The sequence below is a fragment of the Bradyrhizobium genosp. SA-3 genome (assembly GCF_004212635.1).
Taxonomy (GTDB): Bacteria; Pseudomonadota; Alphaproteobacteria; order Rhizobiales; family Xanthobacteraceae; genus Bradyrhizobium.
The window spans coordinates 1-26,130 of record NZ_PSRT01000021.1 but is presented as its reverse complement, the minus strand read 5'-3'; the positions used below and the strand labels follow the sequence as shown (position 1 = coordinate 26,130).

Sequence of the window (26,130 nt, the reverse complement as noted above, 5' to 3'; positions counted from 1 at the left end):
AATTGCGCATCTGAGAATCCATCTCACCTCGCGTACTGCCGCTCGATGGATTCCGGGCCCGCGCCAAGAGGCGCGTCCCGGAATGACGACAGGAGTTAATGGGACAGAATCTTCGACAAGAACTTCTGCGCGCGGTCGCTGCGGGGCTTACCGAAGAAATCGTCCTTCGCGGCGTCCTCGACGATCTCGCCGCGGTCCATGAAGATGACGCGGTTGGCGACCTTGCGGGCAAAACCCATCTCGTGGGTCACAACCATCATGGTCATGCCTTCGCGGGCGAGGTCGACCATGACGTCGAGCACCTCGCTGATCATTTCGGGATCGAGCGCCGAGGTCGGCTCGTCGAACAGCATGGCAATCGGATCCATTGCCAGCGCGCGGGCGATGGCGACGCGCTGCTGCTGGCCGCCGGAGAGCTGCGCCGGAAACTTCTGCGCCTGCTCCTTCAACCCGACGCGCTCCAGAAGCTGCATGCCCTTGGTCTGCGCCTTGTCATGCGACCGCCCCAGCACCTTCTGCTGCGCGAGGCAGAGATTGTCGATGATCTTGAGGTGCGGAAACAGCTCGAAGTGCTGGAACACCATGCCGACGCGCGAGCGCAGCTTCGGCAGATCGGTCTTGGGATCGTTGACCTTGGTGCCGTCGACCAGGATGTCGCCGCTCTGGAACGGCTCCAGCGCATTGACGCATTTGATCAGCGTCGACTTGCCCGAGCCCGACGGACCGCAGACCACGACGACCTCACCCTTGGTGACGCTGGTGGTGCAATCGGTCAGCACCTGGAAACTCGGAGTGTACCATTTGTTGACGTGGCTGATTTCGATCATGACCGACACGCTCTAGCGAATGATGGCGATGCGCGCCTGGAGCCGGCGGACGCCGAAGGACGCGACACAGGAAATGGTGAAGTAGACGACAGCTGCAAACAGATACATTTCGACCAAGCGCCCGTCGCGTTGCGCCACCTTGCTGGCCGCGCCGAGGAAGTCGGTGATCGACAGCACGTAGACCAGCGAGGTGTCCTGGAACAGCACGATGGTCTGCGTAATCAGGACCGGCAGCATGTTGCGGAAGGCCTGCGGCAGCACGACGTAGCGCATGGTCTGGGCGTAAGTCAGCCCCAGCGCGCTGGCCGCGGCGGGCTGCCCGCGCGAGATCGACTGGATGCCGGCGCGCATGATCTCGGAGAAATACGCCGCCTCGAACATGATGAAGGTGATGAGCGAGGATGCGAACGCGCCGACGCTGATCGGGCGCGAGGCGCCGGTCAGCCACTGCCCGATATAAGGCACCAGGAAGTAGAACCAGAAGATGACCAGCACCAGCGGCAGTGAGCGCATGAAGTCGACATAGACGCCGGCGATCCGGCCGAGCAACTTGAAGCCGGACAGGCGCATCAGGGCGAGCGCCGTGCCGAAGACCAGGCCCCCGAGTGCTGCGAGCCCCGTCAGCGTCAGCGTGAAGGTCATGCCCTCGTAGAACAGGTAGGGCAGCGCGCGGCGGATGACGTCGAAATCGAGATTGCCGAACATCGCTTATTTCCCCGTGATGTAGCCGGGAATCGCAACCCAGCGCTCGAGGAAGCGCATCGCGGTCACGACGACGGCGTTGACGAGGAGGTAGAGAATGGTCGCGGCGGTGAAGGCCTCGAATACCTGGAACGAGAATTCCTGCATGGAGCGCGCCTGTCCGGTCAACTCGAGCAGACCGATGGTGATCGCGACCGCCGTGTTCTTGATGGTGTTGAGAAACTCGGACGTCAGCGGGGGCAGGATGATGCGGAACGCCATCGGCAGCAGCACGTAGCGATAGCCCTGCACGGTGGTCAGACCCAGCGCGGTTGCCGCCATCCTCTGCCCGCGCGGCAGCGATCCAATGCCGGCCTGCAGCTGCACGGCCACGCGCGCGGACATGAAGAACCCGACGCCGATCGCCGCCGTCCAGAACGGCGCGTTCGGCATCTGCTTCAGCCAAGTGCCGGCGCCTCTTGGCAGCAGTTCCGGCAGCACGAAGAACCACAGGAAGAGCTGCACGAGCAGCGGCATGTTGCGGAAGAATTCGACATAGGCAAAGCCGAACCAGTTCGCCCCCTTCGACGGCAGCGTGCGCATCACGCCGACAATCGAGCCGGTGATCAGCGCGATGACCCAGGCCAGCGCCGCGGTCTTGAGGGTCAGCACCAGTCCCGACAGCAGCATGTCGAGATAGGTGCCGGTCCCCATCGGGTTCGGCTGGAAAAAGATTCCCCAGTTCCAGTTATAGTTCACGTGTCCCCCGCGCGAACGCGCCAGTCATGGATGTCCCGGCGCCTATGCAAATGTCCGGCCATTCTCCCTCCAGAATGGCCGAACTATACCGCCTCTCCCCACAAGGGGGGAGAGGCGAATAGCTCATCTTACTTGTAATCGTCCGGGTTCGGCGAGTCCGTCGGCTTGGCGAACTCGTTCTTCAGCTCGGCCGAGATCGGCGTGTTGAGGTTCAGTCCCTTCGGCGGGATCTTCTGGGTGAACCACTTGTCGTAGATCTTCTGGGCTTCGCCGGACGTATAGAGCGCCGCCGTCGCCGCATCGACCACCTTCTTGAAGGGGGCATCGTCCTTGCGCAGCATGATGCCATAGGGCTCGGGCTTGGAGAACGCATCCTTGGAGATGGCATAGTCGCCCGGCGACTTCGAGCCGGCAACGAGGCTCGCCAGCAGGATGTCGTCCATCACGAAGGCGACCGCGCGGTCGGTCTCGACCATCAGGAAGGCTTCGGCGTGGTCCTTGGCCGGAATGATGTTGGCGCCGAGGCCCTTCGCGACGTTGGCTTCGGTGAGCTGCTTGATGTTGGTGGTGCCGGCGGTCGAGACCACCGCCTTGCCCTTGAGATCGTCGATCGACTTCAGGCCGCTCGACTTCTTGAACACGTAGCGGCTCGCGGTCAGGAAGTGGGTGTTGGTGAAGGCGACCTGCTTCTGGCGCTCGGCGTTGTTGGTGGTCGAGCCGCATTCGAGATCGATCGTGCCGTTCGCCATCAACGGGATGCGGGTTGCCGACGTCACCGGGTTGAGCTTGACCTCGAGCTTGTCGAGCTTGAGCTCCTTCTTCACGGCGTCGACGATCTTGTAGCAGATGTCCATCGCGAAGCCGACGGGCTTCTGATTGTCGTCGAGATAGGAGAACGGGATCGAGGAATCGCGGAAGCCCAGCGTGATCGCGCCGGTGTCCTTGATGTTCTTCAGCGTGCCGGTCAGCCCCTGGGCCCCAGCCTGGCTGACGACGAAGGTCGCGGCCAGCGCGAGCCCGATGTGACGGAAATGTTTCACTTTTTCTTCCCCTTTCGGATGATGCGGCCCGGATGCAAGCACAAATCGAGCCGGATTAGAATGTAACTTTCGGCTGGATCAAAGGCTCAGGTTAACGGCGCCGGCAATTCGCCGAGATCCCAGAACAGCCCGGCCATCACCGTCAAGGCCTCTTCGGTCAATGGCAGCAGGATGTGCTCATTGGGCGCATGCTGGGAGCAGCCGGGATAGGAGTGCGGCACCCAGATCGTCGGCAGGCCCAGGATTTCGGAGAACACGTCATTAGGAAGCGAGCCGCCGAAATTCGGCAGCACGGCCGGCGCCTTGCCGGTGGTCTCTTGCACCGAATCCGCCGCCCATTTGATCCAGGGGCTGTCGAAATCGGTGCGCGATGCAGCAAAACTCTGAGCCGCCCGCACCTCGACCATCGGAAAACCCTTCGCGACCAGATGCGCGCGGATGGCCTCGATCAGGCCCTCGATCTTGGTCCCGACCACGAAACGCAGTTGCAGCACGGCATTGGCATGGCCGGGAATGGCGTTCGCCGGCTTCTCGATATTGCCCGAGGACATCGCCAGCACTTCCAGCGTGTTCCAGGCGTAGAGCCGTTCGGCCGCCGATAGTCCATCCTCACCCCAATTCTCAGCCAGCGCCGGCTCGTCCGCGGTCGGCACCACCTGCACGTCGGCGAGATAGCTGCGGATCTGGTTGGTGAGCCGCGGCGGCTTCAGTGCGTCGAGCTGGAGGCGGCCGTGGCCGTCGACCAGCGTGGAAATCGCGTTGACCAGGATGGTCGCGGGGTTGGCGAGCACGCCGCCCCAATTGCCGGAATGGTGGCCGCCATCACGCAGGTTCACGTCGAGATGGATGCGGATGCCGCCGCGGCAGCCCAGAAACAGCGTCGGACGGTCGGCGGACAGGCGCGGCCCGTCGGAGGCCATGAACAGATCGGCCTTGAGCGCGCCGCGATTGAGGTCGCAGACCTTGCCGAGATCGGGCGAGCCGATCTCCTCGCCCATCTCGACGATGAATTTGGCGTTGAAGCCGAGCTTGCCGCCGCGGGCATCGCGCACCGCGCGGAGCGCCGCCATGTTGATGCTGTGCTGGCCCTTGTTGTCGGCGGTGCCGCGGCCATAGAGGCGCGTGCCCGCAACCGACGTGCGCCAGGGATCGCGGCCGTCGCGCCACTCCCCCTCCATGCCGTCGACGACGTCGCCATGGCCGTAGATCAGCACGGTCGGCGCTGAATCGTTTTCGTGGTGCTCGGCGAACAGGAACGGCGCCTTGCCGCTCGGGGATTCGACGATGCGGCTGGTGAAATCAAGCGCAGCAAAGGCCGGCTGCATTTCCTGTTCCAGATAGGCGCGCAGCTCAGCGCCGCGCGACGGATTCTGGCTCTCGGTCCGATAAGCGACGCGGCGGTCGAGCTCGGTGAGGAACGCACCGGACTTGAAATCCTCACGGGCGCGGGCGATGGCGTCGGCTCTGGTCATGACTTGCTTTTCGAGGTTTTGAGACGAAGGACATTACCCGAGACGGGCGGGACTTCGAAAGTGGCGGGGACGTCGAAGTTCTTGGAGTTCGCTTGGGATTTCGCTCTTGCTCTCTTGAGATTGGCTTGCCAAGCGCGGCAGCGCTACGGATTTTGGCCTTGCCAAGGCCGAGACATCCAAGTCTAGGATATGCAAGAACTTCGCCAAGTTCGGGCGCACGTCTACCATTCGAAGAGCGCTCAGTACAGAGTGCCGAGGGACATCATGGCCAAGCAAATCAGGCTCAACGCCTTTGCGATGAATTGCGTCGCGCACCAGTCACCGGGCCTGTGGACCCATCCGCGCGACCGCACTGCCGACTATAACCGCCTGCCCTACTGGATTGATCTCGCCAAAACGCTGGAGCGCGGCCGTTTCGACGGGCTGTTCCTGGCCGACGTGCTCGGGGTCTATGACGTCTACGGCAACAGCCCTGACGCAGCCTTGCGCAATGCGGCGCAGACGCCGTCGAACGAGCCGCTGCTGCTGCTCTCGGCGATGGCGGCGGTGACGCAAAATCTCGGGTTCGGCGTCACCAGCAATCTGTCCTTCGAGCCGCCCTATCCGTTCGCGCGGCGGATGTCGACACTCGATCACCTCACCGAGGGGCGGATCGGCTGGAACGTGGTCACCGGGTATCTCGATAGCGCCGCGCGCGGCGCCGGCAAGGACAAGCAGACGGGGCATGACGACCGCTACGACATCGCGGACGAATATATGGAGGTCGTCTACAAGCTCTGGGAAGGAAGCTGGGAGGACGACGCCGTGCTGCGGGATCGGACGCGCGGCATCTTCACCGATCCCACGAAAGTGCATCGCGTCAATCATGACGGCGCGAACTACCGCATCAACAACACCATCCATCTCAGCGAGCCCTCGCCGCAGCGCACGCCGGTGCTGTACCAGGCCGGCACCTCGCCGCGCGGCCGGCAGTTCGCGGCAAAGCATGCCGAATGCGTGTTCATGTCGGGACCGTCGGCCAAGGTGATCGCGCCGCGCGTGTCAGCAATCCGGCAGGAGGCCGCCGCGCTCGGCCGCAACCCGGCCGAGATCCTGATGTTCTCGATGATGACGATCATCCTGGGACGGACGGAAGCCGAGGCGAAAGAGAAATACGCCGACTATCGCCGCCACATCAGCCCGGAAGGCGCGCTGGCGCTGATGTCGGGGTGGACCGGCGTCGATTTCTCCGGCTACGACCTCGACCAGCAGGTCCGGCACGTCCAGAACGACGCCGGCCGCAGCGCCATGGACAACGTCACTCGTGCCGATCCCGATCGCGTCTGGACCGTGCGCGACGTCATCGAGCATGTCGGCATCGGCGGCGCCGGCCCGGTCGTGGTCGGCACGCCGGAGATGGTTGCCGACAAGATCGAGCAATGGTTCGAGGCGACCGACGTCGACGGCCTCAACGTCGCCTTTGCTATCTCGCCCGGTGATTTCGAGGACATCGCCGACATGCTGGTGCCGGAGCTGACGCGGCGCGGACGGTACAAGGCGGACTATGCCAAGGGTACGCTGCGGGAGAAGCTGTTCGGCGAGGGCCGCGCAAGGCTCGATGCGCCGCACCCGGCGGCGGGATATCGCGTGGGGAAGAGGGGGTAGTTCTGCGCCACACCATCAGGCGTCGTCCCGGCGAAGGCCGGGACCCATACCGCGTGATCCCTCGATTGTGATTGGTCGCAGTCCCGGACGACGAGTCTTCGCCAAACCCCTCCCTGTGGCTATGGGTCCCGGCTTTCGCCGGGACGACGATGGGGAGGGATCGCGCCCGCCATTATCAGAGTGCCTACACTTTCCCGTCCACCATCACCTCGATCAGCTTCGTCCCGGGCCGGCCAAACGCCGACGACAGCGTTGCCTTCAGTTCCCGGGGATCGCTGACCTTGATCGCCTCGCAGCCCAGCGCCTTGGCGATGCCGGCGAAATCCACCGGCGGATCGACGAAATCCATGCCGACGTAATTGTCATCGCCATGGAAGGCGAGCAGGCGCTGCTTGATGATGCGGTAGCCGCCATTGTTGGCGATGACGACGTTGAGCGGCAGCTTGTGATGCGCCGCCGTCCACAGCGCCTGGATCGAATACATCGCGCTGCCATCGCCGGAGAAACACACGACGGGGCGATCCGGATTGGCGATGCTGGCGCCGACCGAAGCCGGCAGGCCCCAGCCGATGCCGCCGGAGGCGAGGCCGTGATAGCCGTAGCGATCGCGATGCGGACGCAGGTTCGTGATCTGGCGGCTGGAGGTGAGCCCTTCGTCGACGAGGATGGCATGGTCGGGCATGGCCTCGACCATTTGCAGCACCAGAAAATCCGGATCGATCGGCGTGCGGCCGGCGCTCTTACCGATCTGCTCAACCAGCGCGGTACGGCGCGCGGTCCAGTTCTTCGGCGCAAGCTCGGCAAGACGTTGCCTGGCGCGGCTCACAAGTGTTGTGCCGCCCAACTCCTTCAGCGCGGGGATCAACGCGCGCAGCGTTTCCTTCAAATCCGCCTTCAGCGCGATCTCGGCGCCGTAGTTCTTGGCGATCTCCCAATCGGCGAGACCGACCTGCACGATGCCGAGACCATCCGGCAGCGCATCGACCTCGCTATGGACCGACATCCGCAGGGGATCGCCGCCAAGCGCAATCAGGAGATCGTAGGGCGCGAGCGTATCGCGCGCCGCCTTCTGAACCCGCGCCAGCGTGCCGACGAAGCTCGGGCTCTCCGAGAGGAAGTGCGAACCATAAGGCGTCGAGGACTGATAAGCGGCAGCGCCGAGCAATTCGGCCAATTCAGCCGCCTCCTTCAGCGCGTCACTCTTGACCACTTCGTCCATGGTGACGATCACAGGACGCTCGGCTTTCAGCAGCCGCGCAGCAAAGGCCCTGAGCGCGTCATCGGATGGTTTGGTACGCGCGTCGATGCGGGTGGAACGGCCGAGATCGATGCCGGCCTCGCTATTGAGGATGTCGCCAGGCAGCGAGATGAACACGGGGCCGGTCGGCGACGTGGTCGCAACCTTGGCCGCGCGGCGCACGATGCGCGGCAGGTCTTCCAACCGAGTCACCTCGACCGCCCATTTCACCAGCGGCTCGGCCATGCGCACCAAGGGACCGTACAGCACCGGCTCCATCAGGCCGTGGCCCTGCTCCTGCTGGCCGGCGGTGAGGATCATCGGCGTGCCCGTGAATTGAGCGTTGTAGAGCGAGCCCATCGCGTTGCCGAGGCCTGGCGCGACATGGACATTGCAGGCGACGAGTTTTCCCGAGGCGCGGCTGTAACCATCGGCAATCGCCACCACCAGGCTCTCCTGCATCGCCATCACATAGGTGAGATCAGGGTGGTCCTTCAGTGCGTGCATGATCGGCAACTCGGTGGTGCCGGGATTGCCGAACAGATGCGTGATGCCCTCGTCCTTGAGCAGCGCGAGAAAGGCGGAGCGGCCGGTGATCTTGTTCTTCATGTTTCCTCCAGGAGCGGACGTTGCCGCAAGGACTGAAAGCATGATGGCCGAAGTCGGAGGAGGCGCGCAAGGAAGCGCGGTCATGGCTGCGTTGCGCGAGCGCCCTCTCCGTGTCCCGGACGCGGCGCAACGTGTAACGTTGCGACGCAGAGCCGGGACCCAGAATTCGCGCCGAGCTCGTCGATGCGTGGGCCCCGGCTCAGCAGCGCGGCACTTCGCGCCGCACTGCGTCCGGGGCACGCAAGCGGAGTGCGCGGTGCGCGCTACATCTCCTCGCGCCCAAGCTCGAACGGGTCCTCGCCACCCGCCCGCTTCTTCTTTTTCGAGCGTTGCCAGACCACACCCGGAAACCCCTTCAGCGGCACCAGCGGCTCGCCGGTATAGGCCCATTCCTGCAGTTCTCTGATCGCGATGTGATAGAGCGGCTGGCGGCCGGTGCGCTCGTTGAACAGCGCGCGGGGGATGTTGACCATGTGCGGACTGCGCGGGCGCTCATAGGCGATCGGCGTGCCGCAATGCGAGCAGAAGCTGCGGGTGGTCTTAGTGGTCTTGTCCTCGTAACGCGTCAGCGCAGCCTTGCCAGCGGTGATGCGAAAGCGCTTCTTCCAGCTCCCGACATAAGTCGCGTAGGCTGCGCCATGGGCGCGGCGGCTGGCGGCGGAATGATCGTGCCAGGCCCACCGCGCGGGCACGTCGATCTCGAAGCTGACCTTGCCGCACAGGCATTGGCCGGTGGCGATTCCTGCGGCGGCTGCGGCTTTGGCCATGGGGATTCTCTCCGTCGTCATTGCGCGTGCGACAATACACGACCGTCATTCCGGGGCGCGACAAAGTCGCGAACCCGGAATCCATCGAGCGGCAAGCCAAGGTCGTGAAATGGATTCCGGGCTCGACGCTCCCGGGCCGCGCTTCGCGCGGTCTCGTCGCGTCGCCCCGGAATGACGGCAGAGGCTTACGCCAGCGTCAGCTCGTCATACACCGGATAATCCGTATAGCCCTTTTCTTCGCCGCTGTAGAACGTCGCGCGGTTGTACGGCGTGATCGGGTAATCGTGCTCCAGCCGGCGCGGCAGATCGGGGTTGGAGATGAAGATGCGGCCGAAGGCGATGATGTCGGCGTGGCCGTCGGCGATCCCCGCATTCGCGGTCTCGCCGGTGAAGCCGCCGGCGGTCATCAACACGCCGCTGTAGAGCGGGCGGAACAGCACCATCGCGGACGGCACGTTCTGCCAGTTGACGTCCGCACGCCCGGCGCCACTGGAGCGCGGCTCGATGAAGTGCAGATAGGCAAGACCAAGCTTGTCGAGCGCCTTCACGACATGGGTATAGAGCGGCATCGGATCGCCCTCGCCGGAATCATTGGCGATACCGTGTGGCGACAGCCGCACGGCGACGCGGTTCGCACCCCAGACGTCGATCGCGGCTTGGGTCACCTCGAGCAGCAGCCGCGCGCGGTTCTCGATTCCGCCGCCATACTGATCTGTGCGCTGGTTGCTGCGCGATTGCAGGAACTGCTCGAGCAGATAGCCATTGGCGCCGTGGATCTCGACGCCGTCGAAGCCGGCGGCCAGCGCGTTCTTGGCACCTTGACGGAACGCCTCGACGACGTCCTTGACCTCCTCGGTCTCCAGTGCGCGCGGCGTCTCGTAATCGGCGATCTTGCCGTCGGCGGTCATCGCCTTCATGCCCTCGGCCTTGATCGGGACCGCCGAAGCCGACACCGGCAGCGCGCCGCCATGGAAAGAGGAATGCGAGACGCGGCCGACATGCCAGAGCTGGAGGAAGATGATGCCGCCCTTGGCGTGCACGGCGTCGACCACCTTGCGCCAGCCCGCGATCTGCGTCTCCGAATAGATGCCGGGGGTCGCCGGATTGCCACGGCCGTGCGAGAGCACAGGGGACGCTTCTGCGATGATCAGGCCGCCCGGCGTCGCGCGCTGGCCGTAATATTCCGCGTTGAGCGGCCGCGGCGAAAAGCTCTCGCGCTCGGCCCGCATCCGCGTCAGCGGCGCCATCGCGACGCGATGCGCAAGCCTGTATGGACCGACCTGCAACGGTTTGAACAACGCCGGAAATTTCATGCTGGCCCCGAATGTTTATGGAAGGATGCGGATCATATAGCGAGGGGCGGCCACCGGAAAAGCGCCGCCCCACGAAATCAAATATTCCCTCTTACGGAACGCGGAAGAGAGCAGGTCTTATGCCGTCTTGATCCAGACGGCCTTCACGTTGAGATATTCCTCGACGTGCTGCTTGCCGGACTCGCGGCCGTAGCCGCTCATCTTGTAGCCGCCGAACGGCACGGCCGGGTCCATCGTCTGGTAGCAATTCACCCACACCGAGCCGGCGCGCAGGCTCTTCGCCACTGCATGCGCCTTGCTGACATCGCGAGTCCACAGGCCGGAGCCGAGGCCGAACGTGGTGGCGTTGGCGCGCTTGACCAGCTCGTCCATGTCCTTGAAGGCGATCGCGGAGATGACGGGCCCGAAAATCTCCTCTTGCGCGATGCGCATATTGTCCTGGACGCCCGCAAACACCGTCGGCGAGACGAAGAAGCCCTTCGACAGCGCGCCTTCGGTGACACGGGCGCCGCCGGCAAGCGCCTTGGCGCCTTCCTTCTGGCCGATGTCGAGATAGCCGGTGACGCGCTCCAATTGCTGCTCGGACACCAGTGGACCGATCTGCACGTTGGGATCGAGACCGTTGCCGACTTGCAGGTTCTTGCCGAACTCGGCGACACGGCCGACGAACTCCTCGTAGATCGACTGCTCGACGAACAGACGCGTGCCGGCGCTGCAGATCTGCCCCGAATTGGCGAACACCGCCATTGCAGCGCCCGGCACCGCGGCATCGAGATCGGCGTCCGCAAACACGATGTCCGGCGACTTGCCGCCGAGCTCGAGCGAGACGCGCTTGAGGTTGCCGGCCGACGCACGGATGATCGACTGGCCCGTGACATGCGAGCCGGTGAAGGCGACCTTGTCGACGTCGTGATGCGAGGCGAGCGCCGCGCCTGCGGTCTCGCCATAGCCGGGAACGACGTTGATGACGCCGGGCGGCACGCCCGCTTCCATCGCGAGCTCGGCGATGCGCAGCGAGGTCAGCGGCGCCTCCTCGGCGGGCTTGAGCACCACGGTGCAGCCAGTCGCGAGCGCCGGGCCGATCTTCCAGATCGTCGCCGTCAGCGGCCCGTTCCAGGGGATGATGGCGCCGACGACACCGACCGGCTCCTTCAGCGTGTAGGAGAAGATCTCGCCGGGCAGCGAGTTCTCGATGGTCTCTCCATGGATCGCGGTGGTCTGGCCGGCGTAGTAACGCAGCATGCCGATCGCGCGCAGGCGATAGGCGCGGGTGCGGCTGACGGGAGCACCCATGTCGAGCGTGTCGAGTTGCGACAATTCATCGAAATTCTTCTCGACGAGATCGGCGAGCTTCAAGAGCAGGTTTTGCCGCTCGAACGGCTTGACCTTGCTCCAGGGGCCCTCGAACGCACGACGTGCGGCGGCGACCGCACGGTCGATGTCTTCCTTGTCGCCTTCGGCAACGGTTGCGAGCAGCTCGCCGGTGGCGGGATTGCGGGTTTCGAAGCGCTTGCCTGAGGCAGCATCGACCCACTTCCCGTCGATCAGCATCTGCTTGTAGGACCCGTTCGCGAATGGATGGCGCGTGATCGGAATAGCCTGCGACACAGCCATGGCTGCACTCCCTGTCAGGTGATTGATTGGTTCGATCTGCGCGGGATCGTTCGTCGGATAAAATACAGCCGGGCCGGAGAGGCGTAAAGGCGGCGCGGAGCGAAGACCTCCCATGCCGACTTGTGCAGGGTCGCACGAGCACGTGCTATAACGCGATGGAGCGCAATGCAGCTTCGCTGGAGACCCCGCCATGTCACATCCCGCCATCGTCAAAGACAACGTTGCCGTGATCACGGGAGGCGCGTCCGGCATCGGATTTGCCGCCGCCGCGGCGTTTGCGCGCACCGGCATGACGGTCTGCATCGCCGATGTCGATCAGCCGCGGCTGGCCGAGGCCGCAACAAAGCTGTCGTCCGTCGCAGGTGCCGGGAACGTGATGACGTTTGCCGTAGATGTCAGCAAGGCCGAGAGCGTGACGGAACTGGAACGCGCCGTGCGCGAACGCTTCGGCGGAACCGATATCCTGATGAACAATGCCGGCATCCAGCCCGGCAGCACATTGTTCGCCGGGCCCGACAATTGGCAGCGCATCATCGGCGTCAACATGTGGGGCATCATCAACGGCTCGCGCATCTTCGCGCCCGGCATGATCGCGCGCGGCAAACCCGGTCTCATCATCAACACCGGCTCGAAGCAAGGCATCACCACCCCGCCCGGCGATCCCGCCTACAATGTCTCCAAGGCCGGCGTGAAGGCTTTTACGGAAGCCCTCCAGCACGAGCTGCGCAATACCAGGGACTGCCGCGTCACTGCGCATCTGCTCATACCAGGCTTCGTCTTCACCGGCCTCACCGCCAAGGGCCGCACCGAGAAGCCCGCAGGCGCCTGGACGCCGGAGCAGACCGTGGATTTCATGCTGAGGCGGCTCGAGGCCGGCGACTTCTACATCCTGTGCCCGGACAATGACATGCCCCGCTCACTCGACGAGAAGCGCATGCTGTGGGCCGCCGGCGATATCATCGAGAACCGCCCGCCGCTCTCGCGCTGGCACTCGGACTATGCGGATGCATTCAAGACGTTTGTGGAGGGAGAATAACTAGCAGACCCTCATGGTGAGGAGCGCGCCCTTGCGCGCGTCTCGAACCATGCAGGCCCCGCTGGAGCAGCTCGGCCTCTATCCTTCGAGACGCCCGCTCAGCGGGCTCCTAAGGATGAGGGGTTAGAGTCTTCGCGCACGGCAAGTTCGGGCGAACGACCCTACAGCGTCTCTTGCTTATGCCCGCAATTCTTGCAGGCGAACTTGACGCGGGTCTGACCCTTTTCCGCCTGCACCCGGTTCGGCGCGCCGCACTTGCCGCAGACGGCCTCGATGCGGGTGGTGCCCTGCTTGACGACGATGGTCTTCTTTTCCATCGATTCGCGGATCAGGCGCTCGGCCTCCTCACGCAGGGATTGTTTCGACAAAGCTCGTCTCCGCCTCTGGAAAGCGCGAGAGCCATATCGCACCTGCGTTCAAATCACAATCGGCAAAGCCTGCTCTGACCTCGACAATCACGTGCCAGTCCTCGGTATGCACGAGAAGGCTCTCGGCAACATATGGGCGCAACGCCCTGCCATGATGGCTCGACTGCATTTCGCAGACGACGCCGCGATTGTGGCAAATGACCGGAAATGCGGCGGGCGGCGGATGCTCGGCATCAGCCGCCTTGCGCAGAGCGCTCCTTTCCGCGCCGCTCTCCTCAAGCCGCCTTGGATACCTCCATCAGCAGCCGCTCGGCCTTGGCATCCTCGATGCGGTTCACGAGGCGGCTGCTCTCGTGATTGTCGCGCACGGTCTTGGTCAGCGTGATGCAGGTCTGGATCAGCATGACGATGCCCATGGTGAGATAGCCCTTCATCCAGAGGTCGATCGGCAGGAAGAAGATGCCGATAGCGACGAGGAAGGCGGAGGCTGCGAAGGACGCGTAAGTGAAGCTCACCCAGGCGCTGCTGTGGGGCTGGCCGTTCTGGTTCATGATGGTCTCCTGTCGGTTCGAATGATGATTGGGTTCGAGAGATTGGATGTGAGATCAGGCAGTCGGCATGCGCTTGGACTTCAACCGCGCCAGCACGTCGTCCGCGGTCGTCTTGAGCCGGGGGCCAAAGCCCTGTTCGGCTAGCCTCTCGGCAGTGGCGAGCGGACCGGTGGCCGCGTCGAGCTCGACCAGGGCATCGTCGGCGGCCTGGGCTTCCATCTGCCGCTCGCGCAGACGCCTCAACGTGCCCTCCGCCTCCGGCAGCGTGGATTCGTAGGGACGTGCAGCCTCGATGCCGCCGCGACGAAGCGAGCGCACCGCTTCCGAGGCACGGGCAATACGGCGGCCGCGGTCGAGCTCGGTGATGCGGGCCTGCGCGCTGGCGACGTGGCGCTTCAGCCGCGCGATCTCGGTCGCGAACAGCGCGCGCGCCGTCATTGCCGCATCGCGATCAGCCTCTAAGCCCGCGATGGCTTCAGCGGCATCCTTGGCGAGGTCTTCGCGGCCGCCGTCGAGCGCCGCAACGGCACGGGTCTCGAGATCGGCGATGCGGGCATTCGTCGCTTCGAGCTTGCGGCCCTCCTGCTGGTCCTGCGCGATCGCCAGCGCCAGCGTGCGCTTGCTGCGCTCGACGGCCGCGGCCGCATCACGCATCTGCTGATCGAGGATCAGAAGAGCGGTCCGGTCTTCCAGCTCCTCGCCCGCAGCGGCCACGCTGCCGCGGAAAAGCGTCACTACGGTCTTGAACATTTGTTGCTCCCTGCTATGAGCATTGCTCACGATTGCTTTGTAGCACATCTTGAGCATTGCTCAAGAGGTTTTTGAACAATGCTCACGAATTTGGCAGGCAAATGTCTAAGACCTTGGAACGTCGAGAGAAGTTGCGGGCTGACCTAATCCTGGCGGCGGAACGAATGATCGCTGAACGAGGATTGGCCGGTCTGAAGACCCGCGATCTTGCCCGCGAGATCGGCTGCGCCAATGGCGCGGTCTATAATCTCGTCGCCGACGTCGACGAATTGATCCTGCGCGTCGGCTCGCGCACTTTGCTTCGGCTCGACGAGGCGCTCAGCGCGGCGGAGAGCGCTGGCGAGCCCTCGCCGCAGGAGGCGCTAGTTCGCATCGCCATCGCCTATTGCGATTTCGCCGCCGAAAATCTCCAGCTCTGGCGCGCATTGTTCGAGCATCGCATGCAGGCCGACAAGATCGTCCCCGACTGGTCGATCGAGGACCAGATGCAGCTGTTCCGCCACATCTACCAGCCGCTGGCCGCGCTACTTCCCAGGCGCAGCCCGGAGGAGCTGAGCATCACTGCGCGCAGCCTGTTCTCAGCGGTCCATGGCATGGTGGCGCTGGGGTTGGAACAGAAATTGGTCGCCGTGCCGCTGCCGGCGCTGCGCAAGGAAATCGCAGGCCTCGTGCGCGCAATGCTGGATGGCTTGGTCGCCCGCGCAAAGTAGAGACAGCGCGGCGAAACCATCGGCGGAGCCTGACTAAAATTTCGCCTGTCGCATCGCTGTCGCCGCGCCTAGCCTTCGCAGCGAGACGTCCCCTCACCTCTCCCGGAGCCCTCCATGCCCCTCCTCGTCCGCGGCGGCACCGTCGTCAATCACGATCATTCGCGCCGCGCGGACGTGCTGATCGACGGGGAGACCATCGTCGCGATCGGGGCCTCGCTCGATGCGCCCACGGGCACTGAAGTGATCGATGCCGGCGGTGCCTACGTCATCCCAGGTGGCATCGACCCGCATACCCATCTCGAAATGCCGTTCATGGGCACCGTCACCGCCGACGATTTCGAATCGGGAACCAAGGCTGCGCTCGCCGGCGGTACCACCATGGTGGTGGATTTCTGCCTGCCCGATCCCGGCCAGTCGATGCTTGCCGCCTATCAGGACTGGCGCCGCAAATCCGAGAAGGCGGCCTCCGACTACGGTTTCCACATGGCCGTGACGTCGTGGTCGAAGCAGATCCATGACGAAATGGAGACCGTGGTCAAAACCTACGGCATCAACACCTTCAAGCATTTCATGGCCTACAAGGGCGCGCTGATGGTGAACGACGACGAGCTCTACAACTCGTTCGCCCGCTGCGCTCATCTCGGCGCCATGCCCGTGGTCCATGCCGAGAATGGTGACGTCGTCGCCCTGATGCAGGACGCGCTGATCGCGCGGGGCGTCACCGGCCCTGAAGGCCACGCCTATTCCCGGCCGCCGGAGGTCGAGGGCGAAGCCACCAACCGCGCCATCATGATCGCGGACATGACGGGCACCCCGGTCTACATCGTGCACGCCAGCTGCCGCGAGGCGCATGAGGCGATCGCGCGGGCACGCGCGGCCGGAAAGCGCGTCTATGGCGAACCACTGATCCAGCACCTGTTGCTCGACGCGGATGAATATCAGAACAAGGACTGGGATCATTCCGCGCAGCGCGTGATGTCACCGCCGTTCCGCGACAGATCGCATCAGGACAGCCTGTGGGCCGGCCTGCAGGCCGGCTCGCTCCAGGTGGTCGCGACCGACCATTGCGCCTTCACCACCGCGCAGAAACGGTTCGGCCTCGGCGACTTCAGGAAGATCCCGAACGGCACCGGCGGCCTCGAAGACCGCCTCGCGCTGCTATGGACCGCGGGCGTCGCCACCGGGCGGCTGACCAAGGAGGAATTCGTCGCGGTGACCTCGGCGAACATCGCCCGCATCCTCAACATCTATCCGCGGAAAGGTGCTGTCACCGTCGGTTCGGATGCCGACATCGTGGTGTGGGATCCCAAGGCGACCAGGACCATCAGTGCCAAGCGGCAGATGAGCCGGATCGATTACAACGTGTTCGAGGGCTTTTCCTGTATCGGCGGGCCGACGGTGACGCTATCGCGCGGCCGCATTGCGTGGCAGGATGGAAGCTTGCGCGCCGAGGCCGGCGACGGGCATTATGTCGAGCGGCCGCCATTCTCGCCGATACATCTGGCCAATTCGACCTGGAAAAAGCTGACGGCCCCGCACGCAGTCGAACGCGGCGCGGTGACGCCGTAACACTCCCCGCTGCGCGAAGAGCTCAGCCGTCTCGAGCGCGCCGCGTTCAACCGCCCCTCGCGCGAAAGGCGGCACGCGCTGTCTCAAGTGTACTTCCAGTGAGTGAGACGGCTCGCGCCTGCTCGGTCGGGAAGCCTCTTTCCAGCCGCGCCGCGCTCGCGCGCAGCATCGCCGCGTCGAGCTTGCCCTGTCGCAATCCGTCCAGCGCGCAGGCGAAGACGCGGTAGAGCTGCGCACCGTCATAGGCGACCAGCAGCAGATCGACGCCGGCATTGATCGCCTCGACCACGGCCTTGCAGACGTCGTGCTGGTAGATCGCGCCCATGACGAGATCGTCGGTCATCACCACGCCCTGGTAGTTCCACGTGTCGCGAATGATCCCTTCGACGACGCGTTTCGAATGCGAGGCGGCGCGATCGGGATCGACGGCGGTGAGCGTGACATGACCGACCATGAGCGCGCTGCGCGAATGCGACAGCACCTCGCGAAATGGAAGCCAGTCCGTTGCTTCGAGCTCCTTCACCGGCGTATCGAGGTTGGCGCTGAAGTGATGGGTGTCGGTGCGCACGCGGGCGATGCCGGGAAAATGCTTCAGCGTGGCGCCGACGCCTGACTCTTCCAGCCCGCGCACATAGGCGCTCGCGATCGTGCTGACGACAGCGGGATCGGTCGCGATCGCGCGCTGCCCGATCAGCGTGTGGAAATCGAGGCGGTTGCGTCTCGCCGGCGGCTTCAGGTCGAGCACCGGCGCGAGATTGAGATTGACGCCAAGCCCCGCGAGCTCGCGTCCGTGGATCCGGCCGAACTCTTCGGCTTTGGCCTGCTGATCGTCGGGCGCGAGCCAGGCGAGCGTCGCCAGCGCAGGCACCTTCGTCAGCGGCGGCGCAAGATGCCCCACGATGCCGCCCTCCTGGTCCGCGGCGACGACGAGCGGCGGCAGGCCGGCGGCGCGCCTGATATCCTGGAGCGCCGCGATCTCGGCACGCAGCGCCTCGACCGTCCGTCCCCGGATGTTGTGACGCGTAACGTAGACGCCGCCGATCAATCCCTGCTCGGCGAGGCGTGCAACTTCTGGAAACGACGAATAGCCGACCATGAAGTGAGGCCCGAGCTGTCGCGCCTCAGCGAGGCTGGCAGCGAGGACATCGTGCTTGCGCAGCTCGAACTTGAGGTGCGCAGCAGACATCAACAGCGGTGGCAGGCACCAGAGCATGACGAGCAGCTTGCCCGCGATGCTGCGCCAGCGCCCGCGGCGGAGCAGGACGATGACGATCATGATGCTTGCGACGACAAGCGCGATGTTTCCGGCGCCGCGCAGTGGCACCAGATAAGGATCGTTCTTGTTCGCTGCCGCGAACGCGGCGACAGGCGCCGCAAGCCAGAGCAGGATGAGACCGATGCGGCGGAACATTTGCATGATGCATTACACGCGATTGCAGTGAATGCTCCGCACCTATCAAGGCGACTTGCACTGCGCGAGAGGCAAACGCGCGCCTGCACGAAAACTGCAGAAGACTCCTGAAACCGTGCAGACGATGATCGCGGCTTCTGCACAAGCACCGTTCAGACTTCGTGATGCCACATATCATGAAAGGTCTCTTGGACATGACGAGCCAGGCTTCGACGATCGCAGCGGATATCCAGCCGATCAGGCATTCCGCCATTCCGGCCAAGCTTGGCTGTACGCTGGCACTGGCTGGGCTGGCGGACTGGCTGTTCTACGGCGAGCGGATCGGGCTGTCGCTGGCGCTCTTTGCGATCGCGACGGCCTGCGTGTCGGTGCTCTTCAATCATGCCGCGCTGGATCCGCGGCGCGCCTTGATCGCCGCCGCCATTCTCGTCGCCGGCCTCGTGCCGGCCATCGAGGAGCTCAACACGCTGTCGTTCCTGATCCTCGTCACGGCGCTGCTCATGGCCCTGCTGCTCGCGACCAATCCGGAAACGACAGAGTTCGCCGAGCGGACCCGCGCACTACGCAACTTCGTCCTGCTCGGTCCCTTCAGGTTCTTCCTCGATGCGCCCCAGGTGTTCAACATGTCGGCGTTCACCCGTGGCATCGCGCTCTGGCTGATGCCTGCGGCGCTCGGCACCGTCTTCGTCGCACTGTTCGCCGCGGCCAATCCGGTGATCGAGCAGTGGGTGTCCCCGCTCAATCCAAAACTCATCCTCGAATATGTCAGCATCCCGCGCGTGCTGTTCTGGGCCTTGATGCTGGCGCTGGTCTGGCCGTTCATTCATGTGCGCTGGCGGCGCAAGATGATTGTCACCACGACCGTTGCCGATGGTCCCGTGCCGCCGCTCCCGTCCCAAGTCTCGGTGGAGTTTCTTGGTCCCTCCACCATCCTGCGCTCGCTGATCCTGTTCAATCTGCTGTTCGCGGCACAGTCCATTCTCGACGGCATCTATCTCTGGGGCCACGTGGCGCTGCCCGACAATTTAACCTATGCGTGGTACGCCCATCGCGGCGCATATCCGCTGATCGTAACCGCGCTGCTCGCCGCCGCCTTCGTGCTGGTCGCGATGCGGCCGGGCGGGCCGGCCGAGAAATCGAAGGTGATCCGGCCGCTGGTCTATCTCTGGGTGGGCCAGAACGTGCTGCTCGTCGCCTCCTCCATCCTGCGCCTCGAGCTCTACGTGGACGTCTACACGCTGACCTACTGGCGGATCGCGGCCTTCATCTGGATGGGGCTGGTCGCGCTCGGACTGGTCCTGATCGTGGCCCGCATCGCGCTCAACCGGTCCAACCAATGGCTCGTCGGCGTCAATCTGATCGCGCTCGCGATCGTGCTCTATGGTTGCTCGCTCGTGAACTTCGATGCCTTCATTGCCGACTACAATGTCGCCCACAGCCGAGAAGCATCAGGTCAAGGCGTGCAGATCGACATCAACTATCTCCTGACGCTGGGGCCGCAGGCGCTGCCCGCCATCGACAAGGCCATCTTGCTGCGGTCTGGCACCCCCGAGAGCTGCCTTGTGTCGCGCCGCGACCGCCTTGTAGAACAGCAGCGTCAGGATCTGGCCTGGCGAAGCTGGGGCCTTCGCAACTGGCGGCTCCAGCGCAGGCTGGACGCTCTGGCGAAAGATCAGTCCGACAACCGGCCGGCAGGGTGAGCGGAGAATTTCTTGGCGCATCGCATTCTCATCGTCGACGACGAGGGCCACATCCGCGAGGTCATCCGCGTCGCCCTGAAGAAGGCCGGCATGGACGTGATCGAGGCGCGCGACGGCAAGGAGGCGCTCGCCCGCTTTGCCGCCGACAAGCCCGATCTGATCGTGCTCGACATCGGCATGCCCGAGTTCGACGGCCTCGACGTCTGCCGCGAGATCCGCAAGACGTCCGACGTGCCGATCCTGTTCCTGTCGGCGCGCGACGAGGAGATCGACCGCATTCTTGGCCTCGAGATCGGCGGCGACGACTACGTGACCAAGCCGTTCAGCCCACGCGAGCTGGTCGCGCGGGTCAACGTCATCCTGCGCCGCCTCGGCCCGCGCAACGGCGAGGCCAAGGCAAGTCCGGCCGCGCTGTCGCAAGGCGGGCTGCTGATCGATCCCGAGCAGCATGTCGCGACCTTCGCCGGCACGCCGCTGAAGCTGACGGCGATCGAGTTCGGCATTCTGCGCGCCTTCCTGACCCGCCCGACCTCGGTGTTCAGCCGCGAGCAGCTGATGCGGGCGGCCTACCAGCTCAACATCCAGGTCTCCGACCGCACCATCGACAGCCACATCCGCAACATCCGCGCCAAGCTGGCGGCGCTGAACTGCGAGAACGTCATCGAGACCATCCACGGCGTCGGCTTCAAGCTCGGCCGCTGCGAGAAAGAGGCATGAGCGCGGCGCCCGACAAATGGCGGCCGTCGCTTGGGCTCGTCATCTTCACGGTGCTGACGACCGTCGCCGTGCTGCCGCTGGTCGGCCTGTTCTTCTTCCGCCTCTACGACAACCAGCTCATCCGCCAGACCCAGGCCGAGCTGATCGCGCAGAGCCGCGTGCTTGCGACGATCTATGCTCAGGAGGTCACGGCCAAGCTCGATAGCGGCCTGACGCTCGGCACCGAGGTGCCGCCGGGCGTGCTGCCCGATCCCGGCGACCAGGTCACGCCGATCCGCCCCGCGCTCGACCTCACCGCCAATGATTTGTTGCGGCGGCGGCCGGATGCCCAGGTCGCGGCCCGGCCGGCGGAGCAGGCCTATGTCGAGATCGGCACAAAACTGACGCCGATCATCCGCGAGACCCAGAAGGTGACGCTGGCGGGCTTTCGCATCCTTGATCCGCAGGGCGTGGTGATCGCCGGCCGGCAGGAGGTCGGGCAGTCGCTCGCCCATATCGAGGAGGTCGCGGACGCGCTGCACGGGCAATACCGCGCCACCTTGCGCAACCGCGTGCCGGACAAGCCGCCGCCGCCGATCTATTCCTTCAGCCGCGGTCTCGGCGTGCATGTGTTCTCGGCGATGCCCGTCATCGTCAACAACCGCGTCGCCGGGGTGATCTACACCACGCGGACGCCGAGCAACATTTTTGACCATCTCTACCAGGAGCGGGCGAAGTTCGTGCTGGCGGGGCTCGCCGTGGTCCTCGGCACCATTGCGATCGGCCTCGTCTTCTCGCGCACCATCACGCTGCCGATGCGCGAGCTGATCGACCGCGCCACCAGAATTGGCCGCGGCGATCGCGAGGCGTTCCGGCCGCTCCAGCATTACGGCACGCGCGAGTTCGCCCAGCTCTCGCACAGCTTCCTCGGCATGGCCGAGCAGCTGGCGCGGCGCTCGGATTATATCGCGACGTTCTCGGCCCACCTCACCCACGAGCTGAAATCGCCGCTGACATCCATCAAGGGCGCGGCCGAACTGCTACAGGATTCACTTCAGGGCAAATCGGGTAGCCTGACGCCGGCCGAGCAGACGACATTCATCACCAACATCCTGTCCGACACCCAGCGGCTGGAGGCAATGGCGCAGCGGCTGCGCGAGCTCGCCCGCGCCGAAAGCCTGCCGCAGAACGAGCGCACCGAGCTCGCGCCCGTGATTGCCGATCTCAAAAGCCGGTTTCCGGAAAGTGCGATCTCGGCCAGTGGCAACCTCGACCGCGCGATCGGCATGTCCGGCGAGAAGGCGCTGATCGTGCTGTCGCATCTCGCCGACAACGCGGTGCGGCACAGGGCGAGGACGATCAGGCTGGAGGCGACCTTCGAGCGCACGACCCTGCTGCTGACGGTGAGCAATGACGGCGAGCCGATCTCGGCGCCCAACCGCGACAGGATTTTTGACGCCTTCTTCACGACCCGCCGCGACCAGGGCGGCACCGGGATGGGGCTGGCGATCGCACGCGCGGTGATGGCGAGCCATGGCGGCTCAATCAGGCTCAAGCCGACCGACGAGGGCGCGGCCTTCGAGCTCCAGTTTCCAGCTGCCTAAATGGCGAACACCCAGGCGGCGACGATGGCGGCGATGGTGACGAGACCGGCGATGGTCCAGCCGGCGGCATATTCCAGCTCAGGATGACCGGTCGCCCGCATGATCTCTGCCGGATCGGCGGTATGCTTCTCTGCCATGACAGCCTCGCACGTTACTTCCCGCGTCATATGTAAGTCGCACCAGTCGCCATTAGGTTCCATCACGGACGTGCGAGGAAATGACTCAGCTTGGCTTGTTCGCAGAACCGCTAGTAGGGCCCGCTGGGCTTCGCTACACGGACAATTTTATCGATGCCGCCGTCGAGCAGGACTTGATCGGCCGCATCGCAGCATTGTCGCTCCAGCGCTTCCAGTTCGGCGCCTTCGAGGGCAATCGCCGGGTGGCGTGGTTCGGCTATCGCTACGACTATTCGCTGCAGCGGCTGGCCGAGGCGGAGCCGATCCCGGACTGGGTGCTGCCCATCGCGCGCCAGGTCGAGGCATGGGCGGGGCTGCCGGAGGCTAGCGTCCGGCAGGTGCTGTGCACCGAATATGAGGTCGGCGTCGGCATCGGCTGGCACCGCGACAAGCCGCATTTCGACAAGGTCCTTGGCCTGTCGCTTGGCGCGTCCTGCAAATTCCGCTTCCGCCGCCGCAGCGGCGACAGATGGGAGCGCCACACGCTCGAAGCCCTGCCGCGCTCGCTCTACATGATGGACGGGGAAGCGCGGTCGCAATGGGAGCACAGCATCCCGCCGGTCGAGGCGCGCCGCTATTCCATCACCTTCCGGACCATGAAGCGGGCATGACCGGTCACCCAAAACAAAAACTGCGAAAACAACCCCATGCACAGTAGAAAGCCGTTTCCGGCGCGAGGCTGGGCGGCGCCGGGCAACGCCTTGACGGATCGAGATAAAAAAGCCGCGCTGCGCAATCGCCCGGGGGCCTGCGAATTTGCGTTCCAAAGGCGGTTGCATGTCAGGCTGCGAGCCCGTTCGGCGCTGGTCGCGTGCCGATCAAAGATGCCGTGAATTCGCCTCAAGGCCAGCTGACTAATGAGGCGAATTGAAAAGACAGGCCAAACCGGCGAGCCAATATGAGGCCCGCAAGGCCGGCATCACCATGAAGAACTATCTGGCATTTTTCTTAACTTTGACCATGACCACGGCCTCCGCGCACGGACCTTTGCCGGCCCGGCTGACGCCGCCGTTCAATCTCGTGCAAGTGGGCCTCACCGATTCCGACACGACCGCCGGCGGCACCGCGCGGCTGTGCGAGCAGGTCACCTTCTCGCGCGGCCTGCGCTATGGCGAGAGCGAAGCCAATGTGCTCGACGTCGCGACCAGCGCGACCAAGGCGGATACGCCGCGGCCGGTGCTGCTGTTCGTGGCCGGCGACACCTTCACCGGCGACCGCGCGGCGCCGGAGCTGGCCCGGCAGATCCAGGACCAGGCGATGTGCTTTGCCGCGCGCAACGACATGATCGGGGTGCGCGTGAACTATCGCCTGGCACCTTCGGCGCCCTGGCCCGCCGGCGCGAGCGACGTGGCGGCGGCGCTGTCCTGGGTCCACGGCAATATCGACCTGTTCAACGGCGATGCCCGCGAGATCGTCGCGGTCGGCTACGGCGCCGGCGCCTTCCATGTCGCGTCCCTGCTGGCGCATCCCGAGCTGCAGACCGACCGCGCCGATGTCGCCGCCGTGGTGCTGGTGTCCGGCATCTACCGCGCGGGCAAGGACGCCAGCGATAGCGAGAAGGCCTATCTCGGCAGCGACGTCAGCCAGTACAACACGCGCTCGGTCTTCCCCGGCATCCTCAATGTCGACGTGCCGATCCTGCTGGCTTGGGCCGCGGACGATTCCGTCGGCGTCGTCGCGCAAGGCGAGACCCTGAAGAAGACGCTCTGCGGCGCCGGCCATTGTCCGCGCAGCACGCTGCTGCGCAGCCGCGACGGCATCGCGAGCGCCTTCGGCCTCGACGGCTCCGGCGACAGCCTCGCCGAGCCGACGCTGCTGCTGGTGCATCAGCTCGAGGCGCGGGGGCTGCCGTAGCGGCTATAGAGCCGGGGTCTCCTCACCTCTCCCGCTTGGCTTGCGGGAGAGGTCGCGCCGAAGGCGCGGGTGAGGGCTTCCTCCTCGTTGGGAGTCTCTCTGTGGAAGACACCCTCTCCCCAGCCCTCTCCCGCAAGGAGAGGGGGCAGACCTTCCTCGCGGTCACAACGGGGGCTCAATCCGGCAAGCCTGATCGGCCTCACGCCGGCTTGAGCGATGCCAGCGCGCTTTCCAGCAGCGAAAAGGACTCGCGGCGCGTCAACACACCTGCCGTTTTGGCTCAATGCTCTGCAACATCAAAACCGGCCATCAAGCCATACGATCGCCAAACGCCTGACCTATATCAACCAGCCTTGGTGGGGATCGAGCCGACCTTTCGGGGGCCAACATCAAGGTGTCGAGCATGCGCGTCACCGGCAGGCTGCTGTTCGTTTTGATCGTTGCTTTGGCTTCGCTTGGGGCGATGTCCCTGCAACACGCGGAGCAACCCGCGACCGACAAGGAAATCCGCATCGGCAATGTCATGCCGTATTCGGGACCGCTCTCGGAGTTCGGCGCCATCGGCCAGGCAGAGGCCGCCTATTTCGCCATGATCAACGCGCGTGGCGGCATCAACGGCCGCAAGATCCGCTTCATCACGCGCGACGACAATTCCGATCCGGCGACTGCGCTGGAGCTGACGCGCAATCTGGTCGAGACCGATGACGTGCACCTGATGTTCGGATCGTTCGGCACGCCCGGCAATCTCGCCACGCGCTGGTATCTGAACGAGAAGAGGATCCCGCAGCTGTTCGTCGCCTCCGGCGACGAGGAGCTGAGCCAGCCAAGCGCGTTTCCCTGGACCATGGGCTGGCAGCCGTCGTTCCGGTCGGAGGGGCGCATCTACGCCAACTACATCCAGGCCTATTATCCCCGAAAGAAGATAGTGGTGCTCTGGCAGAACGACCAGTTCGGCCGCATGCTCTACAAGGGCATCCAGGAAGGCCTTGGCGACCTCAACCGTCATGTCCTCGTCGATATCGCCTTCGACATTGCCGACGAACATCTCGACGGGCACGTCTCGATCCTCAAGCGCGCGGGCGCCGACATCTTCGTCTTTCTCGGCGTGCCGTCGACGGCATCCAAGGTGATCAAGCTGGCGGCGTCCCTCAATTGGCATCCGGTCTTCATCGTGAACGACGCCTCGGCCTCGATCGCCAATGCGATGGCGCCCGCGGGCCTCGAGAACTCCGCCGGCGTGATCTCGGCGGCGTTTCTGAAGGATCCGAGCGATCCCGCATGGAAGGACGATTCCGCCATGAAGGACTGGTTCGCCTTCATGGACAAATACCATCAGGTCGAAAGCACCAACAGCAGCGCCGCGCTCTACGGCTACGCTGCGGCCGAAGCGCTGACGCAGGTGCTGAAGCAATGCGGCGACGACTTCTCGCGCGACAACATCATGCGGCAGGCGGCATCGCTCAGGGACCATCACCCCACCGTCGCGCTGCCCAACATCAGGATGAATACCTCGCCGAGCAACTATCTGCCGATCAAGCAGATGCGGCTCGTCCAGTTCGACGGCCGTTCCTGGCAACCTTTCGGTGAGGTGATTGAGACGGCATTCACCGAAGGCGCGGCGCGGTGAGCTGCCTCGGGCGGGTGTGAGCCGCGGGGTCACCTCTCCCGCTTGCGGGAGAGGTCGGCGCGAAGCGCCGGGTGAGGGCTCTTTCCGCTTGGGGATCGTCCCGTTGAGGAGACAC

At 64.7% G+C, this 26,130-nt stretch carries 24 protein-coding genes; 10 read left to right on the top strand and 14 right to left on the bottom strand.

The window, feature by feature from the left end; all coding sequences use genetic code 11:
* Nucleotides 1-95: 95 nt before the first annotated feature.
* From CWO91_RS09480 to CWO91_RS09460, 5 genes are all read right to left on the bottom strand, one after another.
* Nucleotides 96-827: an amino acid ABC transporter ATP-binding protein gene (locus CWO91_RS09480; RefSeq protein WP_130213231.1), complete on the bottom strand. Its 732-nt coding sequence runs from the start codon at nt 825-827 to the stop codon at nt 96-98.
* Between the two features lie 12 nt (nt 828-839).
* The gene (locus tag CWO91_RS09475; RefSeq protein ID WP_130213230.1) at nt 840-1,532 is read right to left on the bottom strand and encodes an amino acid ABC transporter permease; all 693 of its coding nucleotides are present in this window, start codon (nt 1,530-1,532) and stop codon (nt 840-842) included.
* Between the two features lie 3 nt (nt 1,533-1,535).
* Entirely contained in the window at nt 1,536-2,267 is a 732-nt protein-coding gene (locus CWO91_RS09470) for an amino acid ABC transporter permease (protein WP_130213229.1), read from the bottom strand.
* Nucleotides 2,268-2,395: 128 nt separating this feature from the next.
* On the bottom strand, nt 2,396-3,307 hold the full coding sequence (locus tag CWO91_RS09465; protein WP_130213228.1) for an amino acid ABC transporter substrate-binding protein: 912 nt from the start codon (nt 3,305-3,307) through the stop codon (nt 2,396-2,398).
* An 86-nt stretch (nt 3,308-3,393) separates the two neighbouring features.
* The gene (locus tag CWO91_RS09460; protein ID WP_130213227.1) at nt 3,394-4,779 is read right to left on the bottom strand and encodes a M20 family metallopeptidase; all 1,386 of its coding nucleotides are present in this window, start codon (nt 4,777-4,779) and stop codon (nt 3,394-3,396) included.
* Between the two features lie 264 nt (nt 4,780-5,043).
* Between CWO91_RS09460 and CWO91_RS09455 the strand changes: the two genes are divergently transcribed.
* Nucleotides 5,044-6,423 carry an LLM class flavin-dependent oxidoreductase gene (locus tag CWO91_RS09455; RefSeq protein ID WP_130213226.1) on the top strand — a complete coding sequence of 460 codons (1,380 nt, stop codon included), beginning with the start codon at nt 5,044-5,046 and terminating at the stop codon, nt 6,421-6,423.
* Between the two features lie 184 nt (nt 6,424-6,607).
* Here CWO91_RS09455 and CWO91_RS09450 read toward each other — a convergent pair whose 3' ends face one another.
* The 4 genes from CWO91_RS09450 to CWO91_RS09435 all read right to left on the bottom strand — a co-directional run bounded on the left by CWO91_RS09450 (nt 6,608) and on the right by CWO91_RS09435 (nt 11,963).
* Complete coding sequence (locus CWO91_RS09450) at nt 6,608-8,269, bottom strand: thiamine pyrophosphate-binding protein (protein WP_130213225.1); 1,662 nt, start codon at nt 8,267-8,269, stop codon at nt 6,608-6,610.
* A 263-nt stretch (nt 8,270-8,532) separates the two neighbouring features.
* Nucleotides 8,533-9,036: a GFA family protein gene (locus tag CWO91_RS09445; RefSeq protein ID WP_130213224.1), complete on the bottom strand. Its 504-nt coding sequence runs from the start codon at nt 9,034-9,036 to the stop codon at nt 8,533-8,535.
* Between the two features lie 185 nt (nt 9,037-9,221).
* A complete protein-coding gene (locus CWO91_RS09440) occupies nt 9,222-10,349 on the bottom strand; it encodes an alkene reductase (protein WP_130213223.1) in 1,128 nt (375 codons plus the stop codon).
* Nucleotides 10,350-10,466: 117 nt separating this feature from the next.
* Nucleotides 10,467-11,963 (bottom strand): aldehyde dehydrogenase family protein, encoded by a 1,497-nt coding sequence (locus CWO91_RS09435; RefSeq protein ID WP_130213222.1) that lies wholly within the window; start codon nt 11,961-11,963, stop codon nt 10,467-10,469.
* Nucleotides 11,964-12,153: 190 nt separating this feature from the next.
* On the opposite strand from CWO91_RS09435, the gene CWO91_RS09430 reads away from it, so the two are divergent.
* On the top strand, nt 12,154-12,999 hold the full coding sequence (locus tag CWO91_RS09430) for an SDR family NAD(P)-dependent oxidoreductase (RefSeq protein WP_130213221.1): 846 nt from the start codon (nt 12,154-12,156) through the stop codon (nt 12,997-12,999).
* 161 nt (nt 13,000-13,160) lie between these two features.
* Here CWO91_RS09430 and CWO91_RS09425 read toward each other — a convergent pair whose 3' ends face one another.
* The 3 genes from CWO91_RS09425 to CWO91_RS09415 all read right to left on the bottom strand — a co-directional run bounded on the left by CWO91_RS09425 (nt 13,161) and on the right by CWO91_RS09415 (nt 14,668).
* Complete coding sequence (locus CWO91_RS09425; protein WP_025033895.1) at nt 13,161-13,367, bottom strand: hypothetical protein; 207 nt, start codon at nt 13,365-13,367, stop codon at nt 13,161-13,163.
* Between the two features lie 275 nt (nt 13,368-13,642).
* Nucleotides 13,643-13,918 carry a YiaA/YiaB family inner membrane protein gene (locus tag CWO91_RS09420; RefSeq protein WP_061846546.1) on the bottom strand — a complete coding sequence of 92 codons (276 nt, stop codon included), beginning with the start codon at nt 13,916-13,918 and terminating at the stop codon, nt 13,643-13,645.
* A gap of 54 nt (nt 13,919-13,972) precedes the next feature.
* Nucleotides 13,973-14,668, bottom strand: a complete 696-nt coding sequence (locus CWO91_RS09415; protein WP_130213220.1) for a PspA/IM30 family protein — start codon at nt 14,666-14,668, stop codon at nt 13,973-13,975.
* 101 nt (nt 14,669-14,769) lie between these two features.
* Here CWO91_RS09415 and CWO91_RS09410 point away from each other — a divergent pair, with 101 nt between their 5' ends.
* Nucleotides 14,770-15,378 (top strand): TetR/AcrR family transcriptional regulator, encoded by a 609-nt coding sequence (locus tag CWO91_RS09410; RefSeq protein ID WP_130213219.1) that lies wholly within the window; start codon nt 14,770-14,772, stop codon nt 15,376-15,378.
* A gap of 114 nt (nt 15,379-15,492) precedes the next feature.
* Nucleotides 15,493-16,947 carry a dihydropyrimidinase gene (gene hydA, locus CWO91_RS09405; protein WP_130213218.1) on the top strand — a complete coding sequence of 485 codons (1,455 nt, stop codon included), beginning with the start codon at nt 15,493-15,495 and terminating at the stop codon, nt 16,945-16,947.
* A gap of 46 nt (nt 16,948-16,993) precedes the next feature.
* On the opposite strand, the gene CWO91_RS09400 is transcribed toward hydA, so the two are convergent.
* A complete protein-coding gene (locus CWO91_RS09400) occupies nt 16,994-18,364 on the bottom strand; it encodes a glycoside hydrolase family 3 N-terminal domain-containing protein (RefSeq protein WP_130213217.1) in 1,371 nt (456 codons plus the stop codon).
* 188 nt (nt 18,365-18,552) lie between these two features.
* On the opposite strand from CWO91_RS09400, the gene CWO91_RS09395 reads away from it, so the two are divergent.
* Genes CWO91_RS09395 through CWO91_RS09385 form a run of 3 tightly spaced genes read left to right on the top strand, consistent with a single transcriptional unit; the run spans nt 18,553 to nt 22,358 of the window.
* Nucleotides 18,553-20,058, top strand: coding sequence for a DUF4153 domain-containing protein (locus CWO91_RS09395; protein WP_165405331.1), 1,506 nt, complete (start codon nt 18,553-18,555; stop codon nt 20,056-20,058).
* Nucleotides 20,059-20,070: 12 nt separating this feature from the next.
* On the top strand, nt 20,071-20,775 hold the full coding sequence (locus CWO91_RS09390; protein ID WP_130213215.1) for a response regulator: 705 nt from the start codon (nt 20,071-20,073) through the stop codon (nt 20,773-20,775).
* A complete protein-coding gene (locus CWO91_RS09385; RefSeq protein ID WP_130213214.1) occupies nt 20,772-22,358 on the top strand; it encodes an ATP-binding protein in 1,587 nt (528 codons plus the stop codon). Before CWO91_RS09390 ends, CWO91_RS09385 begins: the two co-directional genes overlap by 4 nt.
* On the opposite strand, the gene CWO91_RS42820 is transcribed toward CWO91_RS09385, so the two are convergent.
* Nucleotides 22,355-22,495 carry a hypothetical protein gene (locus tag CWO91_RS42820; RefSeq protein WP_164934688.1) on the bottom strand — a complete coding sequence of 47 codons (141 nt, stop codon included), beginning with the start codon at nt 22,493-22,495 and terminating at the stop codon, nt 22,355-22,357. The genes CWO91_RS09385 and CWO91_RS42820 overlap by 4 nt on opposite strands.
* 80 nt (nt 22,496-22,575) lie before the next feature.
* Between CWO91_RS42820 and CWO91_RS09380 the strand changes: the two genes are divergently transcribed.
* From CWO91_RS09380 to CWO91_RS09365, 3 genes are all read left to right on the top strand, one after another.
* On the top strand, nt 22,576-23,145 hold the full coding sequence (locus CWO91_RS09380; protein ID WP_130213213.1) for an alpha-ketoglutarate-dependent dioxygenase AlkB: 570 nt from the start codon (nt 22,576-22,578) through the stop codon (nt 23,143-23,145).
* Between the two features lie 313 nt (nt 23,146-23,458).
* Nucleotides 23,459-24,388, top strand: coding sequence for an alpha/beta hydrolase (locus CWO91_RS09375; RefSeq protein WP_130213268.1), 930 nt, complete (start codon nt 23,459-23,461; stop codon nt 24,386-24,388).
* A 403-nt stretch (nt 24,389-24,791) separates the two neighbouring features.
* Nucleotides 24,792-26,015, top strand: coding sequence for an ABC transporter substrate-binding protein (locus CWO91_RS09365; RefSeq protein ID WP_130213212.1), 1,224 nt, complete (start codon nt 24,792-24,794; stop codon nt 26,013-26,015).
* The last annotated feature ends 115 nt before the right edge of the window (nt 26,016-26,130 follow it).